Origin of the sequence: Campylobacter ornithocola (genome assembly GCF_013201605.1) — a bacterium.
GTDB classification, from domain to species: domain Bacteria; phylum Campylobacterota; class Campylobacteria; order Campylobacterales; family Campylobacteraceae; genus Campylobacter_D; species Campylobacter_D ornithocola.
Genome location: NZ_CP053848.1, coordinates 883,668 through 901,492, shown reverse-complemented (window position 1 = coordinate 901,492; position 17,825 = coordinate 883,668). Strand labels below are relative to the sequence as shown.

Annotated in this window: 9 protein-coding genes and 1 tRNA gene; 9 read left to right on the top strand and 1 reads right to left on the bottom strand. The window is 26.0% G+C overall.

Annotation, left to right across the window (positions count from 1 at the left end):
* Positions 1-121: 121 nt before the first annotated feature.
* The 8 genes from tssM (at position 122) to CORN_RS04655 (ending at position 15,227) form a co-directional block, all read left to right on the top strand.
* Positions 122-3,664 (top strand): type VI secretion system membrane subunit TssM, encoded by a 3,543-nt coding sequence (gene tssM, locus CORN_RS04695; protein WP_066007563.1) that lies wholly within the window; start codon positions 122-124, stop codon positions 3,662-3,664.
* Positions 3,654-4,556 (top strand): hypothetical protein, encoded by a 903-nt coding sequence (locus tag CORN_RS04690; protein WP_066007561.1) that lies wholly within the window; start codon positions 3,654-3,656, stop codon positions 4,554-4,556. The genes tssM and CORN_RS04690 overlap by 11 nt, the downstream gene beginning before the upstream one ends.
* A gap of 57 nt (positions 4,557-4,613) precedes the next feature.
* The gene (locus tag CORN_RS04685) at positions 4,614-5,267 is read left to right on the top strand and encodes a hypothetical protein (protein WP_246260871.1); all 654 of its coding nucleotides are present in this window, start codon (positions 4,614-4,616) and stop codon (positions 5,265-5,267) included.
* Positions 5,268-5,679: 412 nt separating this feature from the next.
* Complete coding sequence (locus CORN_RS08590; protein WP_167348859.1) at positions 5,680-6,102, top strand: tRNA 2-selenouridine synthase; 423 nt, start codon at positions 5,680-5,682, stop codon at positions 6,100-6,102.
* Positions 6,102-9,551, top strand: a complete 3,450-nt coding sequence (locus CORN_RS08485; RefSeq protein ID WP_245162281.1) for an alpha/beta hydrolase family protein — start codon at positions 6,102-6,104, stop codon at positions 9,549-9,551. Before CORN_RS08590 ends, CORN_RS08485 begins: the two co-directional genes overlap by 1 nt.
* Entirely contained in the window at positions 9,548-13,030 is a 3,483-nt protein-coding gene (locus tag CORN_RS04665) for a hypothetical protein (protein ID WP_066007573.1), read from the top strand. Before CORN_RS08485 ends, CORN_RS04665 begins: the two co-directional genes overlap by 4 nt.
* A gap of 10 nt (positions 13,031-13,040) precedes the next feature.
* Positions 13,041-14,327 (top strand): hypothetical protein, encoded by a 1,287-nt coding sequence (locus CORN_RS04660; RefSeq protein WP_066007575.1) that lies wholly within the window; start codon positions 13,041-13,043, stop codon positions 14,325-14,327.
* Between the two features lie 78 nt (positions 14,328-14,405).
* On the top strand, positions 14,406-15,227 hold the full coding sequence (locus CORN_RS04655; RefSeq protein WP_172663980.1) for a hypothetical protein: 822 nt from the start codon (positions 14,406-14,408) through the stop codon (positions 15,225-15,227).
* A 105-nt stretch (positions 15,228-15,332) separates the two neighbouring features.
* Here the strand turns inward: CORN_RS04655 and CORN_RS04650 are convergent.
* Positions 15,333-15,419: transfer RNA gene (locus CORN_RS04650), tRNA-Leu, on the bottom strand.
* Positions 15,420-15,576: 157 nt separating this feature from the next.
* Here CORN_RS04650 and flgL point away from each other — a divergent pair.
* Positions 15,577-17,811 carry a flagellar hook-associated protein FlgL gene (flgL, locus tag CORN_RS04645; protein ID WP_066008121.1) on the top strand — a complete coding sequence of 745 codons (2,235 nt, stop codon included), beginning with the start codon at positions 15,577-15,579 and terminating at the stop codon, positions 17,809-17,811.
* Positions 17,812-17,825 lie beyond the last annotated feature (14 nt).

Below are 17,825 nucleotides of genomic sequence, written 5' to 3'. Positions count from 1 at the left end.
TTTTAACTTTATATTTATATTTATATTAAAAGCTTTTAATATTTTAATACAAAATAAGTAAAAATAATATAAAATTAATAAATAGAAATAAAAATTATTTGAATTTATATTAGGAAAAATTATGTTTCAAAAAATAATGCAAATTTTAAAATCTAGGATTTTCGTAATCACATTAATACTTATTATTTTAGTTGTCTTAAGTTTATTTTTTTGGGCTTATGGTTCTTTATTTGCGTTTAATGAAATTTATGTTTTTAGTAATTCTTATTTAAGATTTGGGATAATTTTTATATTTTGGTGTTGTATTTTTTTGTTTTTCCTTTTAAAGCCTTTAAGTAATTTTATAAAATCTTTTAAGGATGACAAAAGAATAAGACTTAAAGAAATTAAAAAAGAATCTAATGAATTTTTATACAAAGCAAAAAGAAATTTCTTTATCGCATTAAAAGATGCCAAACAAACATGGAAAAAAGATATCAACACTAAAAATTTGCCTCTTGTTGTTATTGTAGGAAATGAAGGTGCTGGTAAAAGTACTTTTATAAATTATTCTGATATAGAATATCCTTTAAGTGATAGTTTAGAATCATATAAAAAGATGCATAAGTCTACCAATAATTTTAGCTTATATGTTTCCAAGAAAGGCGCTTTGCTTGATACTGAGGGAAATTATTTTTCTCAAGAAGATTTTTTTCATCCTAATAGTAGCGATGAGTTGCCCGAAGATGATATAGAGAAAAATAGAGACTTTTTAATTAAAAAGAGTATTTGGCAAAATTTTTTAAAATTTTTAAATAAGAATTATTTTCATAGTAAATTAAATGGCATTATTTTAATAATTGATACTCGATTGTTTTTAGAAAACACAAAAGAATATTCTAATAATTTAATTCGTTATTTAACAAAAAGGGTGCATGAGTGTGAAAAAATTTTAGGTGTACAATTACCTATTTATGTTGTTTTTTCAAAATTAGATTTAATAGAAGGTATGAGAGAATTTTTTGATATTTTCAATGAAAAAATTCAAAAAAAAGCTTTTGGTGTAAGTTTTGCAGAACATTTTAAAGAAGAAGATATTCAAAAGTCTTTTGAAGAGATAAGCAAATCTTTGTTTTTACGTTTTGTTGATAAAAATTCTTCTATATACACTATAGAGGAAAAAAATAAAATTTATTTATTTTTAAAGCAGTTGGATAATTTATTTGTATTGAGCAAAGACTTTATCGTGCAACTCCAAAATGAAAATATTTTAAAAAATAGTTCAGTTTTAAGAGGGGTATATTATGTAAGTGCTTATCAAGAAAATGTGCCAAGAAATTTTATGCTTGATACAATTTGTGAAAAGTATAATATAAAAAAACCATTAGCTCAAGTAAAACAGTCTTTTAGTAAGCAAAGTTATTTTGTTCAGTCTTTGCTTGAAGATATTGTCTTTAAAGATTCATCGCTAAGTAGAATTAAAAGTTTTTACAAAAAGATATCGCTTGTGGGTCTAACTATATTTTTGAGTTGTATGACTTATTTTATTTCATCTTATTTTATTCTTAAAAGTGAGCAAGAAAAAAAAATATCTCAAAGTGTTTATACAGATCTTTCATTTTTGTTGAAAAATATGCAAGATTACCCCATGATGAGTATAGAAGAAAAAGCAAAATTATTAGTTGATTTAAGAAATATACTAAGTGTATATCCGCAATTAATCGAAAAGGCAAGTTTGTTTGAATATTTTAGCTTAAACATAACATATAAAGGCTTTAAAAAAGCACAAAATTTATATTATAAAATTAGTGAAGATGTGTTGAAAAATACCCTGTTAAAAGAAATGGAAATAATATTACAAACTGATGATAATTATGATAACTTAATTAAAACTTTATATGTATATAAATCATTGTTTGAGCAAAAATATCTTGATAAAGATTTATTAAAAATATGGATTAATGAAAATTGGAATTTTTTAGAAAAATATAAAATTTCTAAAGAAAATTTTCTATCTGGTATCGATGAACTTCAAAAGATTGACTTAAGCACTTCTCAGCAAGATGACATTTCGGTTAAATTATCTATTGAAAAACTATATAATGTAGCAAAAATTCAAAGAATATATACTTTACTTAACTTTATCATTCTAGATAAAAACAATAAAGTATATAATTTTAAAAATGAATTAGGATTTGCTGCTAACAATGTTTTCTCAGAGTCTATTAAAATTGATAGTATTGAAGAAATTTACACAAAAAAAGGTATGGCTGACTTTTTGCAAACGTTAAATGTAAAAATAGATAAAGCCATTGAGATTGATTCGTGGATTTTAAATGATTTGTCAAATTCTGAAAATAGAAGCAATATGGCAATGGGAATTATTAAAATTTATTTAACGCAATATCAAAATAAATGGCAAGAAATTTTAAATTCACTTGCACCAAAAAAGTTTATTTCCAAAAGTTCTATGCTAAATGAACTTAATATACTATCTAAAAAAGAAAATCCTTTAATGAATTTTATAAAAATTGTTAGTGTAAATACCAATCTTAACGATGCTACTTTGCTAACTCAAGCATATAATCTCGGTGTTAATGCTGCTGAAATAAAGACAAGTTTTATGGGGATTACCAGTTCGTTTGATGCTTATCATAAAATTATAGAACAAAATTCTATTTTAAATACGGGTGCTACTGCTGTAGGTTTAGATGTTGGAAGTCATCAAAAAACCATGGAATTAATAAATACAGATTTGTCTAATATTCATAAAAAAATAACTGACTTTACAACAAATAACTCGCAAACTATTGAGGAAAAAATAAAATACGCTTTAAGCGATAGTAAAGATTCTAGCGACCCATTTAGTTCTCTTGAACAAAATATTAAAAATTTACCAAGTGAATTGGAAAAATACTATGCAACTCTTTCTTTGTATGCTTGGAGTATTATAGAAAACCATGGAGTTTCTTTGTTTAATACTGTTTGGTTAAATGAAGTTTATACACCATTTGTTAATGATATAGCTCCTTTTTATCCTTTTAATTTATTAAGTTCACAAGATTTAAGTATAGATTCTTTTAAAAATTTCTTTGGTAAAAATGGAATTTTAAATAAGTTTTATGAAAAATATTTAACAAATGTTCTAATTAAAAGAAAAAATGTTTACTCTATTAATTCTAAATTTAGCTCAAGATTAACTTTTTCCAAAGAATTTTTGGATTTTATTACTAAGGCTGGTAATTTATCAGAGTTAATGCTAAATGCAAATGATGTAATGAGAGTGCGCTTTACTTTACAAAGTCTTGACTTAAGTGCCGATTTTTCTTTTGTAAAAGTTCAATATAATGATACTTCTATTATATATGATCATACATTGCATACAAAATTAGATGTTATAACTGATGAATTTAACAATGGAACTAGTTTTGATTTCACTGCATATTCTTATTTAGATGCTAATATAAATTACACAAAATCATATAAAGGAGAATGGGCTTGGTATAAATTATTACAGGAAAGTAAAAATTCAAATTCATCTTACAGTGTTTTATTTAATGACAATAAAAAAATGTATTTTGATTTCAAACTTAATAATAACAACTCAGATATTAATAATATAATTATGATATTAAGTGATTTTAAAATAGTAGAAAATATAACAAAGGCTCAAAATGATAGATAAAGAAACCATAGGATTAATAATTGAAAATATTGACGAAAATATTACGAAAACAGTAGCTTGTGTATTTGATGAAACTGGTGGACTTGTTGGATCGAGTCCAGAATGTTTATTTTGGATACAAGATAAAAATAATTCTGTTAAAGAAAAACATATGAAGATCACTTTTGAAGAAGGTTTTTTTACTATGACGCCTATAGAAGGCAGTGATATTTTTTATAATAATTCTTTTTCTAGATTGGAAGATGGTTATGAAATTATTATCAGCAAAGGCGATGTTTTAAAGTTAGGTCTTATTGAGTTGCGTTTTGTTGATTCAAAAGAGATTAAACAAGAAACTTTAAAGCAAGCAAAAGAAATAAAAGAAATAGAAAAACACACACAGATGGATGAAATAGAGCTAAAACCTAGAGGAAAAATAGATGGTTTAGATTTTAAGGCAAAAGAAAACATTAAAGAACTTATTGAAACAAAAATAGATTATAGTTTTATAGAGGATAATAATATTAAAAATTCTGAAGTTATTATAGAATCTAATTCTTCTGTTAATTTAGATTTTACTTATGAAAATATAGGAAAAATTTTAGATAAATTGCAAAATGAATTATCACAAAATCGTAAAAAAACAATACTAAATGATAATTTTCAAAAATTAAATATAGATGATTTTCAAACGGTTATTTCAAAAATTCCGCTTATTAAAGATACAAAACTAATTAATCTTGTTGTGTTAAAATTAATTACTAAAGAATTGTATTCACCTGTATTTAAAGAGATGGAAGAAGATATTTTTATGACTTATTTGCAAAATGCCTTGCAAAATATCATCAAAAATGATCAAAATATATTTGAAAATTTGACTTTACTGTCTTTAAATAAATACAAAGAAAAATAATTTTTTTAAAGTAAAGTAAGATAATTTTCCAAAATTAAATTTAAAAAGGAGTATCAAATGAAAATCACAATGATAATTCTAAGCTTATTTTCTTTAGTATCTTTAAGTGCATGTGCTTTTAAAGAAAATAAAGCAAGTGAATTAGAAACTCTTGCAAGTAATTATGGTGGAATTTATATCTTTGATAAAAAAATAAGAGAAGAGATATTGGAAAATGAAAGAAAGATAAAAGAATATAATCAATGGATTAATAATATATCTGCTTCTGATGAAGAGTTAAGAGCTAATATTAAAAAGTATGATGTAGAAAAAAAATTCCCTCAAGTCCTTTCTAATGGTTGTAAATATTATCGTGATGATTATATCAATAGCTATAAAATAGGCGAATCTAATTTTAATTTCGATGATAAACCCGAATTTGCATACTATGAAGATCAATTTAAAGCATATATGGGTGAAGAAAACTATAAAAAATTAAGACCTTATTTGATTATGAGTAGTTATTATGTATGCAAAGGTAAGAGATATCCTATTACTTTTTACACCATGATAGATTATAAAGTAAAAAGTTATGGATTATTTGGAGATGAAGGAAGAGGATTTAGCTTTTCTAGCATTAGTCGTAAAAGTGCAGGAGGAGGATCTTTTCATTATTTTACTAATAATAAATTTATAAAAAGTGATGAAAAATATACAGGACAAAGTTACTGATGAACCCTAAAGAACTTATCTCTCAAATCAAAGACTATGCTAATATAAGATGCTAGTTATGCTATGCTTGATTTAATCGATGAGAATGATGAAAAAGGTTTTGGTGGTATGTTAAATATAAAAACTAAATTTTATTTATACCAAGGTATTTGAAATAATATACTTTAAAAAGGAGTATCAAATGAAAATCACAATGATAATTCTAAGCTTATTTTCTTTAGTATCTTTAAGTGCATGTGCTTTTAAAGAAAATAAAGCAAGTGAATTAGAAGCTCTTGCAAGTAATTATGGTGGAATTTATATCTTTGATAAAAAAATAAGAGAAGAGATATTGGAATTAGAGAAAAAAAGAGAAGAATTTCGTAGCAAGTATTTAGGGAGTGAAATCAAAGTAGGAAATGAAACTAATTTTGTGAATTTTTCTTATTTGAAGAAAAAATTCCCTCAAGTCCTTTCTAATGGTTGTAAATATTATCGTAACGATTATAATTATGATGTAGATGATCCTGACTATGATTTTAACTTCGATGATAAACCCGAATTTGCATACTATGAAGATCAATTTAAAGCATATATGGGTGAAGAAAACTATAAAAAATTAAGACCTTATTTAGGTATGACAACTTATTATGTGTGTGAGGGTAAAAAATATCCTATTGTTTTTGCTACTATGATAGATTATAAAGTAAAAAGCTATGGATTATTTGGAGATGAAGGAAGAGGATTTAGCTTTTCTAGCATTAGTCGTAAAAGTGCAGGAGGAGGATCTTTTCATTATTTTACTAATGGTAAATTTATAAAAAGTGATGAAAAATATACAGGACAAAGTTACTGATGAACCCTAAAGAACTTATCTCTCAAATCAAAGACTATGCTGATATAGCAGATGCTAGTTATGCTATGCTTGATTTAATCGATGAGAATGATGAAAAAGGTTTTTTTGATAGTGCTTTTACTCCTCCTTTGTGGCTTTATGCAGATGGGATAAAGTTAGGGTATGAGATAAGCAAAGAGAATGAAACAAAGCTGTCTAGAGGTAATAAGAAAATAGGAGATCCTACAGCTTATGCTACTATTATAGAAGCTAGATTTTCTGCTGATCTTGTCTTTAAAAAACCTAGAAAAGACAATGAAGCTTTAGATGAGGATCAAGTTATTGGAAATAAAGCGCAAAGCTTTATTTATAGAAACAAAGAAGACAAAGAAGCAAAAGATCAAAAAAACCTACTGGCTTTAAATTTTGCTAAACACAATGAAAATCCTAGAAATTTAAGACATCATCTTAGCCCACGCACTAAAAACTTTGTATCTCGTTATGAAGTTATAGAACATGTAAAAAATACTAACATCAGTGGTTATTCTCATACTGTTTTTAAAGATACAAGTAAAAATGATAATACTTATATCTTGGCTTTTCGTGGTACTGAAACAGGTGGAACACAGCTATTAAAAGATGCATTTTTTACAGATGGTTTTATTGCTTTGAGGCTTGGAATTCCGCAAGTGGTGTCTTTGATGAATTATAGTGATGAAGTTTTAAAAATCGTTAGAGAAAAGCATGGGAGTGATGATTTTAAAATAGATATTGTGGGGCATTCTTTAGGAGGACATTTGGCTCAATGTTTTTGTATCTTTGGGCAAAAAAAATATATTCAAAAACTTTATACTTATAATGGAGCTGGTATAGAAGGTGTTGTAATAAGTCTTGTAAATATTTTTATTAGAGTTATTAGAGTTGTTTTTAAATTACTCATTAAAGGTATTAAAAAACTTTTTGGTTTTGGTATGACTAGAAAAACTTTAGATAATTGCTCTAAAGTTTTAAATGTGGAAAATGGAACAGATGGTTTGATCGAAGAATGTAAAAATTCACAAGGACAAATAGATCAAAAAAGACTTGATGAATGTGCTTTAAACATAAAACAAGCAAGTAAAGGCAAAACAAGTATAGAAATACATCACATAGAAACTATAGCTAAACCTATCCCTAATAAAGAAGATTTTTCACGAGAATATAGACAAGCTCTAGAGTCATCAAGATCTGTGATAGCTGATTTGGGTTATAAATATGGCTTAGATATTAAAGATAAGTTTGATTATAAAAATACAGACAAGTTGCATTTAATTCATATAGGAGAGCTTGAAAAAAATTATTTGCTAACTAGCCATTTTATGTATAATATAGTTTGGGCGAGTTATTTTTATGAGCATTTGATAAAAAATAATGAAAATATCAAAGAATTTAAAAAGGATATTGCTTGTGCTATGGATTATCTAAATTCTTATGCACAAAATTTAATCGACTTAAGTGAGAAAAATAAGCTTTTATCAGAAGATCAAATAAATATCCAAGATGAAAATCAAAATTATATTAGCGTAGTATTGGATAAAATTTTTGATAACTTGTGTAAAAATAGCGTATATAACAAAAAAGAATTTAATCTTATTTATAAAGATATACAAGAGTTGTTTTATGTAGGTGAATATAAAAATGTAAATAAATTTGTTATTCCTGATTCTTTTTTGGTTTTGGAAGCTATGCAATTTTATATAAAAATACTAGATAAACCTATATTAGAAAAATTATCTAATAAGGACTTCAAGCAAGATTTAGATCATGCTGAAGCAGTTTATAAGTGGTTGCCTTTTATTGTTAAAGATAAAAATAATCAAAAAATACTTACAGAAGATAATATAGGGAAAATCTTAAATTATAACTCTGAGTGCTTTAAATGTCTTAGCTTGGAAAATGATTTGGATTTTTTTCAAGCTAGAAAAAAGCAAATGATTAATTTGATTTATGAAAATAATTGCACAAGCTATTATCTTAATAAAAACCAACCCATTAAAACAAAAGTAAAATTTAATTCTTCAAGTTCGACTATATTTGTTAATTTACCAAAAGAAGAAGTTTTTATTTTTGCTAATTGTAGGGATTTGATTGATTGTGATGAGATTTATAAAAGAGTAGCTACTAAAGTAGGTGTTGCAGTTGAAGAACTTCAAAACTACCAAGCTTATATCTTTTTAAACTCTACCCTCCTTACAGGCTCAAGTGAACTTCCTAACAATCCTTTTTACTTTGGAGAATTAGATCAAGATAATGCCATAAAACAAGATACACCTAGTTATTATTTTTCTCCTAAAGATGAAGATAGTGGCAAAGGAAAACTTAGCATCTTTTATAAAAATGATGAACTTTGCTTGCTTAATTATTCTATTATAGAAAATTCTTTAAATATCAAATTAGAATGTTTAAGCAAGCAAAGCTTAGAGTATAAAGATTTGATTTCAAATACCCTAAAAGAACAAAAAACCATACAAATAAATAAAAAACAAGCTATAGCTAAACTTCATGCCCTTTTAGAAAATCAAAACCTAGAATGTATCCATGGAGGTAAAGTCATACTTCAATCAAACAAAGGAAAAACTTTTAAAGATAGTGGTGTGCCTATTATGCTAGAAAGTGATTTACTTAATTCTAGCATAAGTGGCTGTCCTAATACTATAGGAAAAGTAAGCTATCCTTGCACCAAGGTAGTAGATGTTAAAGGCTCTTTATCTCAAAAGAAAGTTAATAATGAATATGTAATCTTACAAGAACTCATCTCAGCTTGTATTAGTGATAAAGGCTTTCCTTTAAAAGTAAGCTTTGTACCTACTAAGTTTAAATTTGATCATAGTTTTAATCCTAAGGATGGTTTAGCCAAACAAAACAAAAGTCAAACAAAGCTAAAAGAGCCCATAATAAGACTACATTATAAAAGTGATAGATTTCAAAAAGATAACCTACCTATCTATAATCTTTTGATCAATAATGAAAAAAAAGAACAAAATAAAGCTTTAAGTGAATTAAATATAGATCAAAAAGATTTAAAAGATATAGAGGATGTTAATATTCTTAATCAATTCAAACAAGACTTTAGTAAAGATTATGAATTTAAAGAATTAAATTTTAGTTTTGATACTAATTTAATCAAACTTTATTTTATTATCCCAAAAAATATTGCTAAAGTTTATAAAAGTGCTTATAAAGAATTTGAATATAAAGATTTAGGAGCAGGGTATTTTACACAGCTACATGAGTATGATAAAATCATCAAAAATTCCCTAGAAAATAATAAAGAATTAAACGAATATCATTTTAGTTTTTTAGCTCCTGCTAAAATGCAAAATTTAAAATTTCAAATCGCAAATGGACTAGATGAGATCTTAGAAGATGAAGATAGAAAACAAGAGCTTTATGTTTGTAAATTTGTAGTAGTGAATGGGATTAAAATATGAAAATAAAAGATTTCACTTTAATTACATCAAATCATAATTTGGAAATTGAGTTAAAAAATCTTACCGAAAATGCTAATAAAATTATTTTTATATGTGGTGATTTTGATGGATATAAAGAAGCTAAGAATTCTTTGTATAAGACACTACATACTATTGAATATAAATTTAAAATTAACAAGAAAAAAACTTTTAAAATCATACATTTAAATCAAGCTAATAAAGATGAAATCACAAAAGAACAAAAATTTAGCTCTGATAAAAATTTATCTAGTATTAAAAAAATTATCTTTAATAATTTAAATTTTTTAAATAATGCAATCAATCAAAACAAAAATAAAACGCTCAATAAAATTATTGATGAGAGCAATGAAGAAAATATTGAAAATTTTTTAAAAGGAGTTCAAAAAGAATTAAATACATTATTAAAAAATATCAAAGAATCTGATTATTTTGAGCAAGAGATTAAACCAAAGATACAACTTACCCTAGATACACTTTTTAATACATTTTTAAAAAATATCACTCAATCTAATGATGATGAATATAAGCAAATTATTAGAGCTATAGCAAAATTTTTTATCAATATATTAGATTCTGTAACTAATCTTAAAAAACCTATCTCTTTAGTCAAAAAAAATCCTTATGTTTTTGTTGTAAATACATTATTTGAAGTTTATAATTCTTCTGCTGAGTATCAAGAGTATAAGGAACAAAAATATTATTATGATTTTGCTTATCCACTTTTAGAGCTTATTACTAGTAAGCTTTATCCTATTATCGCTTTGTGCAATGAAGAAATTTTATCTGATGTATTGATTATAGATGATAAAGTATTATTAGATTTTTCATCTTATTCTAATGCACCTTCTATTAGTCTTTATAAAAATAGTTTTTATAAAGTTATTTTAGATGAAGAATTTCAAGGTATTTTTGATCATTTTTTAGAAAATAATCCAAAAATTGAAAATGAAAAGTTAGATAATACGCTTTTGATTAATTCTAGTTTAAAAAATTTTGATACAACATTAAAAAAAGCAATCAATTCAAATATCTCTGAACTTAATCATTTCTTTTATGCAGAATATCCTGATTTAAATTCTTCCATACTAGTAGAAATGATACTAGATAAAAAAAATACTGATCAAATCAATACAACAAAAATGGGTAAAAATTATTTGTTTATTACCAATCCACCACAGCTTAACAATGCAGCACTTTGTGAAGATTTGTATCAAAAAAAATTAGGAGCAATAATAAAAAATCGTCCTAAAGCTCTTACAAAAAATGAAAAACTTGGGTTAAAAGAACAATTTCCTAGTAAAAGAGATTATGGTTCTTATTTTATAGAAAGAGATGTTAAAAAGGAAGATGATTTTGTATTGCAGCTTTGTCCTTTTGTGAAACTTGATGGACAGATTTATCAAAAATATAAAAGGTATTTTAATTTTTATAATCAAACACTTTCTTGGATAGGACTTGATTTATTAGAGAGTGTAAAACAATCAGTTGAACAAGATTTTGCTTATATTGATGGCTTTTTTAAATTACCCAAAGAACTGGAAGAAATTAGCGAAAAAGAAAAAGTAAAAGTAAAAGAATATATCGGGCTTTTTAATAATTATTTAGATAATATCAATTCTTATTATGATCAAATGCAATTTTTTCTTGAGTTAGAGCCATCAATATCCAAAACATATGAAAATGTAGATTTTAAGAAATACTCACCTTTAACGGTTGTTTTATTGACTTTAACTTTGTATGTTTTACAAAAAGACTTAGCTTCTACACAAGAATATTCTCTTGGTGTTAAAAATATTGTAATTCCAAATCCAGATTATGGTGATAAAGAAATTTCACTTAATTATCAAAAGATTAAAATACCAAATTATTTTAATGAGTATATTTCATTTATCCCTGATGATATTTATTTTTATGATAATGATAAAAAAATTTACATCTTTTTATCCAAAGAATTAAATAAAAACAAAAAAGAAGATGAAGTTATCTATTTAGATGAATTAGCTAAAGCTATGTTTGAAAATGATTTTGAAGAAGATGATCAAACTTATGTGAATTTTTTAAAAATCTTAAACGAAAGCTTTGATGAGGAAATTGAATTTAAAGAAAATACACAAACAGACAAAACTCTTCTTTTGAAAAAAGATTTAGATAAAAGTATTCAAGAAATTATGCTTGATAATGAACTTGCAAAATTATCCATAGATATCACTTTTTTTAATATCATTAAGCAACTTTTTCCTTTTGCAGAATTTTTTATGAGCCAGCCTGATTTTTTTAAAAAAATGATTTTATTTTTTATAAATTCAAGCTTTGATAAAAAGCATTATGGCAATAAATTATTTTCTAGTTTTAAAGCACATTTTTTTAAAGAACTAGGGATATTTTATGCACTTAATCCTAAAGGGCATTTTATAAAAATTAATCCAAAAAGTAAAAAGCCACTCAATAAGCTTTTTTTATATCAAATAGGAACAAATTATTATTATTTTAATCAATTAGAATATGCAAGTGAGTTGAAAAAGTCAAAGAGTTTTTCAAGATTAGATAAAGCTAAGCAAATTCATTTGATATCAAAAGTAAAAAAACAATTAGCTATTGATTTTTCTATTAAAGTAAGTAAAAATTTAAGTGTAGATGTGTTAAAAAATTTAGCAGGATCTTTTATCGATACACTTTTGCCTACAAATTATGAAAGGTTAAAAATTTTATATGAAAAACTAATGTATGAAAAATTTACTTACAATTATGATTTTCCTTTAGCTGTAAAAAAAGAAGAATACTTAACCTATCCTTTATTGATAAATTCTAGATTTATGAGTTTTGATTTATCTGAGTTTATTTTTGGTTCTTTATTATGCACAGGTGGGCTTAATTATTATCCTAGTATTGCTTGTGCTACGACTTCAAGCAAAGCTAGGGAATTTGCCTTAAAAAGACTTTTATCTTATATTATTTTAGATGAGAAAAGAAGTGCTTCTAAGGAAGATAAAATCAATGAGGGTAAATACATCTTAAACGATATGGAATTTTTTGAAGAAAACAATATAGAACTTAGAAATTGTAATATATATAAGCTAGAGCATTTTCAAAGAAAAGAAGAGTATAAAACACAACACCCAGTGATAAAACAACACCCTATCTTAGCTTATAATGATGCTATACAAATTTTATATGAATATGCAAATGGTATTTATAATACTACTCAAGATGAAAAGGGTAAGTTCATAGAAGATAGGCAAAAAGCAAGAAGATTGATGGAAAATTTAGAAGCTATAGGACAACATAATTTAGAAGTGATGTATAAGGGGATAGGGGATGAAAAGGTAAAAGATGAAATAAAAAATGAAAATGATGATGAAGAAAACGATGATATTAGTAAAATACAAGATTATTCTAATAAGTTTATAGGCAGATTAGCCACTACTATAATCATGGAAGATGGTTTGTATATAGGATGAAAGGATAAAAATGAGTGAAACTTATGAAATTTATACGCCTAATGGTATTATATTAGATGTAGAAAAAAAAACGAATAAAATTTTATTAAGTGATGGGGGAGCTAAGGTAGGCAAATACACCCAAGAATATTCTAAAGCTTTGTTTGAAGCACACAATATCAAACAAAACTCTCCCTACAAAGACTATCAACCCAGATATTTAGATCCTAATCTTTATACAGGACAAAGTTCTACTTTGCTTGAGTTTAAAGATTGGCAAAGTATTTATTTAAAAGATCCTATAAAAGGAGCTATAGCTCCTTGGACTAAAGCAGAAAAAGCTTATTATAAATCTTTAAAAACTAAAAAAGAAAGATATAAATATTTAGTTATAAGAAGTGGTATAAGAAGTGTTGTTATAGATATACCTTATGAAGCTATAGGGGCTGTAGATGAAAAAGGAAATGTAGATCCTAAATATGAAAAATTATATAGAATAGTAGATGATAATAAACATAATCTAAGATCAAGTTTATTTCATAATGAATGGGGTATGGCAGCAGGAATATTAGGTGATTATAAATACCTAGCTAATGATATGTTTCAAAATGGTTTTAATGCAAGATTTATCCAAGCTACTATACTTTATATACAATTAAGTGGGGGAAGTAGTATATTAGATAAACCTAATTTATTAGGTGCTATTTATGGTTATGCAGATATTGCTGTAGGAAGTGGTTTAGTGGGAGTGCATAAAAATCCTTTAAGAGAACAAGAGATTAAAACCTTAGCTAAGACTTTAAAACCTGATGAATTTGGTATGCTTCCTTTTATAGATGAGATTATGGGAGTAGATTGGGTAATTGATTATAACAGGTATAGAATTGCTCGCGATGAATTTGGAAGTATGTATAGAGCCTTAAGAAGTGATATAGTTGAGGGTAAGATAAAAGATCCAAGGGATGTAGATTCTACTTATGAAAGCAGAAGAGAATTTGATCGTTATAGGGGAGGATATTATAATGGTATGGTAAATGGTTATGGAACCGATACACCTAATGATTGGAGCGAAGAAAGAGCACAACTTTTTAATGATACTTTAATACTACATGCCAAACTCGCAGCCCTAACTCCACCTCAAGGCTATCCTAATGCACCTTATTATTTTACCCCTGAAAACTTAGAATGGTATTATAAAAGACATAAGCTTGATAAACTCCTTGATCCAAGAATTCCTGCCATATATAGATATAATTTTCCAGAGGAACTTCGAGCTAAAATACTAGCTTATGCTAAAGAACATAATATAAAAGAGTAAAAATAATGAATTTCATTAGCCACTACTATCATTATGAAAAATGGTTTATGTATAGGTTAATTAAAGAAAGGAAAAACAATGCAAAAAACACTTCAAATTGATTTAGAAAAAAGAAAAGCTTTAGAGAATTTAAAAAATTTAAGCTTATTGGGTTTTGGTGGGGTTATGTTATTTAATCTAAATAAAGATGATTTGATTAAAGATAGTGATATTTTTTCTATGTATAATATGAATCATTTTTTACAACTTAGTTTAGATCAATTTTACATACCTAATGCTTTTTTAAATATTTTAGAATTTTCACATATTAAAAAACATATTGATATAAAAGAATCTTTTCATATCAATATCTTAATCAATAGTGATACACTTTATAAAAATCCTTTATTGCAATATAATATAAATAGAAAAATTTCTAAAGATGATAATATCATTTATGCTTTAAAAAATACTTCTAGTATAAATCATGCTTTTAAAAACTTAAAACAATTACAAGAAGTATTATTAAAAGAAAATATATTTTTAAATTTTATAGACTTAAACAGCAAAGAAAGTCTTTTAAATTTTTATAATCAAATATTAAGTAATCATCATCTTAAAGATTATTTTTATATAAAAAATAATCAATTTTTTATTAAAGAAGATATAAAAAATAAAATTTTATTTAATAGTATTAATACTTATTCTATTGTAAGTAATTATCTTAGACTATTAAATGATTTTAATACTTTAAGCAAGATAGAACTTATAAATATATTAGAAAGTTTAAGTTTATACAATCTTTCAACTTTAATGCAAGATATACAAAAAAGATACTTAAAACTAGAATATAACTTAAAAAGCTTTGATAAAGATAGTATCTTTTTATCTAATATGATTATGAATGTGAGGTTGAAGTAAGTAAATGGTAGATTTAGCAGGTGTGATTTGTTAATCAAAATAAAAACTCTTTTTTAATATTTTGAATATAATTTGCCAAAAAAACACTTGGGAGTAAAAAACAAATGGTGCCCGAGGTCGGACTCGAACCGACACAAGGTTGCCCTTACCAGATTTTGAGTCTGGCGCGTCTACCAGTTTCACCACTCGGGCCTTTTAAAGATTTTTTGATTCTATTTAAGATTTGAGATTATACTAAAAAAAAATTAAAACAATATAAAAATATTTATGTAAAAAATTAAATTATCTTTAAAAATTGGAACTTTTTTTGCTTGTTAATATTTAAAAAATTAATTTGCGGAGCAAAACAATGAGAATCAGCAATCAGTATAACTACTTTACCTCTATACAAAATTACACGGATGGTCAATCTTTGTTGAATAAATATAACTTGCAGTTGCAAACTGGTCAGCTTATTCAGTATTCATGGGAAAATGCTAATATTTATATCAATGGATCAAGATTAGAATATGAAATGGCAAATATAGGCCAAATTATTCAAGGTACTCAGGCAGCACAAGAAATGGCAAAGAATACTGATACAGCTTTAAAAAATATCACAGAACTTTTAGAGAAATTTAAAACACTTTTAGTGAAAGCATCTAGTGATGGGAATTCTCAAACTTCAAGAGAAGCTATTGCAAAAGAACTTAAACTTATAAAAGATTCTATTGTAAATATTGCAAATACTAGCATTAATGGACAATATTTATTTGCAGGATCTAATACAGCCACAAAACCTTTTGATAAATATGGAAATTATACTGGTAATAAAGATAATATTTTTGTAGTAAGTGGTGCTGGAACTCAAATTCCTTATAATATACCTGGCTGGGATTTATTTTTTAAGCCAGATTCTAATATTAGTAAAATAATTTCAACAAATGTATCTATGATAGATGGAAGATACGATGTTAATTCTAATCCTGAGCAGAAAAAATATTTAGATGAAGAGTCTAAATTTTCTTATCTTATAGGTCAAAATTATGTTCAAAATGGTCCTTTGGATCCTGATAAAGATTTTGACTATGCAGATAGCAAACTACCTTTTCCAAGTTCATCTATGTATATCCAAGGTGTTAGACCTGATGGAACAAGTTTTAAAGCTACTATCAATGTGGGACCTGAAGATAAGATAGGAGATGTTTTAGAAAACATAGGTAAATTATATGGTAATACAGATGCAAATAAAGTTGTTGAAGTTACCATGAATGATAGTGGTCAAATAGAAATTAAGAATTTAAAAGAAGGTAATAGTTCTTTAGATTTTCATGCAGTTGCTATGACACCACAACTCCAAGATGCAGAACAAATTAAAGCTTTAAGTGAAGCTGCTGCTGCAGAAGGTATCACTATGGATGAAGTGACTAATCGTATCATGCAAGCAGCACATGGTGGAAATTTAAACAACACTAGAAGTCCAGTTACTATTGAGGTAAATGGTGAGCAATTTACCGTAGATATACATAAAACAGATTTTATAAAAAGTAATATCAATGGCAATAAAACTAATGGGGCTGATTTTGATGTGCCTTTTGAAAAAGATGGCAATACTGTTTTTGGTAATGTTTCTCAAGTGATTAAAGGCACTAGTGAATATGCCACAGAAAGTACAAAATTAAGTGAAGTTTTAGCTAATGCTAATGGAGATATGAGAGGTCAACAACTTCAAATGGAAATTACCTCCAAAAGCGGACAAAAATATAATGTAACTATTGATTTAGAAAATTCAACAGTAAGCTATCCTGATCCAAATAATCCAGCTCAAACTATAAGTTTTCCTATTACTCACTCTCAGTATAATGAAGCAACCGGCACCTCAGTGGGTATGCAAACAAGACCTGAGGATATTACTTATGGTCAGTTAAATGATATTATAGGTATGTTTGCAAGCGATAAGGTGCCAACTGCAACAATTACTCCAAATCCAAATGGCACGATTAATAATGGAGATTTTCAAACTATTCAACAAAATATAAGCGATTCTAAAGATTTTGTTGAAGTTGGTATGGATTATAAGGGTCGCATAAGTATTACTGATAAATTTTCAACAAATACAAATATTGGGCTTACTTTAAAGGATTCAAACTCAAACAGCGGTTTTCCACCGGCAGGAGAGGTGAGTAATGGTTCAGGTTTTGTATTTAGCGCAAATAATTCTTTAACTATCGATGATCCAAATATTGACTTAATCAAAGATTTAGATGAAATGATAGATGCAGTTTTAAATGGCAATATGAGAGCAGATTCAGAAGGAAGTGATCCTAGAAATACAGGTTTGCAAGGTGCTCTAGAAAGAATTGATCATTTACAAGATCATGTTAGAAAAATGCAAACAACTATAGGCTCTTATACTAACAACATAGAGGAAACTAATAAAAGAATGACTTTTTTAAATATTAATGTAGCCTCTATAAAAAATGGTGTAACTGATGCTGATTATGGTCAAACTTATATGCAGTTTATGCAAACTATGATTTCTTATCAAGCTATGCTTTCAGCTACTTCTAAAATTTCTCAAATTAGTTTATTAAACTACTTATGATTTTTTGATATAAT

Coding starts and splice junctions, on each gene's coding strand:
- tssM (WP_066007563.1), top strand. CDS start 122: ATGTTTCAAAAAATAATGCAAATTTTAAAATCTAGGATTTTCGTAATC.
- CORN_RS04690 (WP_066007561.1), top strand. CDS start 3,654: ATGATAGATAAAGAAACCATAGGATTAATAATTGAAAATATTGACGAA.
- CORN_RS04685 (WP_246260871.1), top strand. CDS start 4,614: ATGAAAATCACAATGATAATTCTAAGCTTATTTTCTTTAGTATCTTTA.
- CORN_RS08485 (WP_245162281.1), top strand. CDS start 6,102: ATGAACCCTAAAGAACTTATCTCTCAAATCAAAGACTATGCTGATATA.
- CORN_RS04665 (WP_066007573.1), top strand. CDS start 9,548: ATGAAAATAAAAGATTTCACTTTAATTACATCAAATCATAATTTGGAA.
- CORN_RS04660 (WP_066007575.1), top strand. CDS start 13,041: ATGAGTGAAACTTATGAAATTTATACGCCTAATGGTATTATATTAGAT.
- CORN_RS04655 (WP_172663980.1), top strand. CDS start 14,406: ATGCAAAAAACACTTCAAATTGATTTAGAAAAAAGAAAAGCTTTAGAG.
- flgL (WP_066008121.1), top strand. CDS start 15,577: ATGAGAATCAGCAATCAGTATAACTACTTTACCTCTATACAAAATTAC.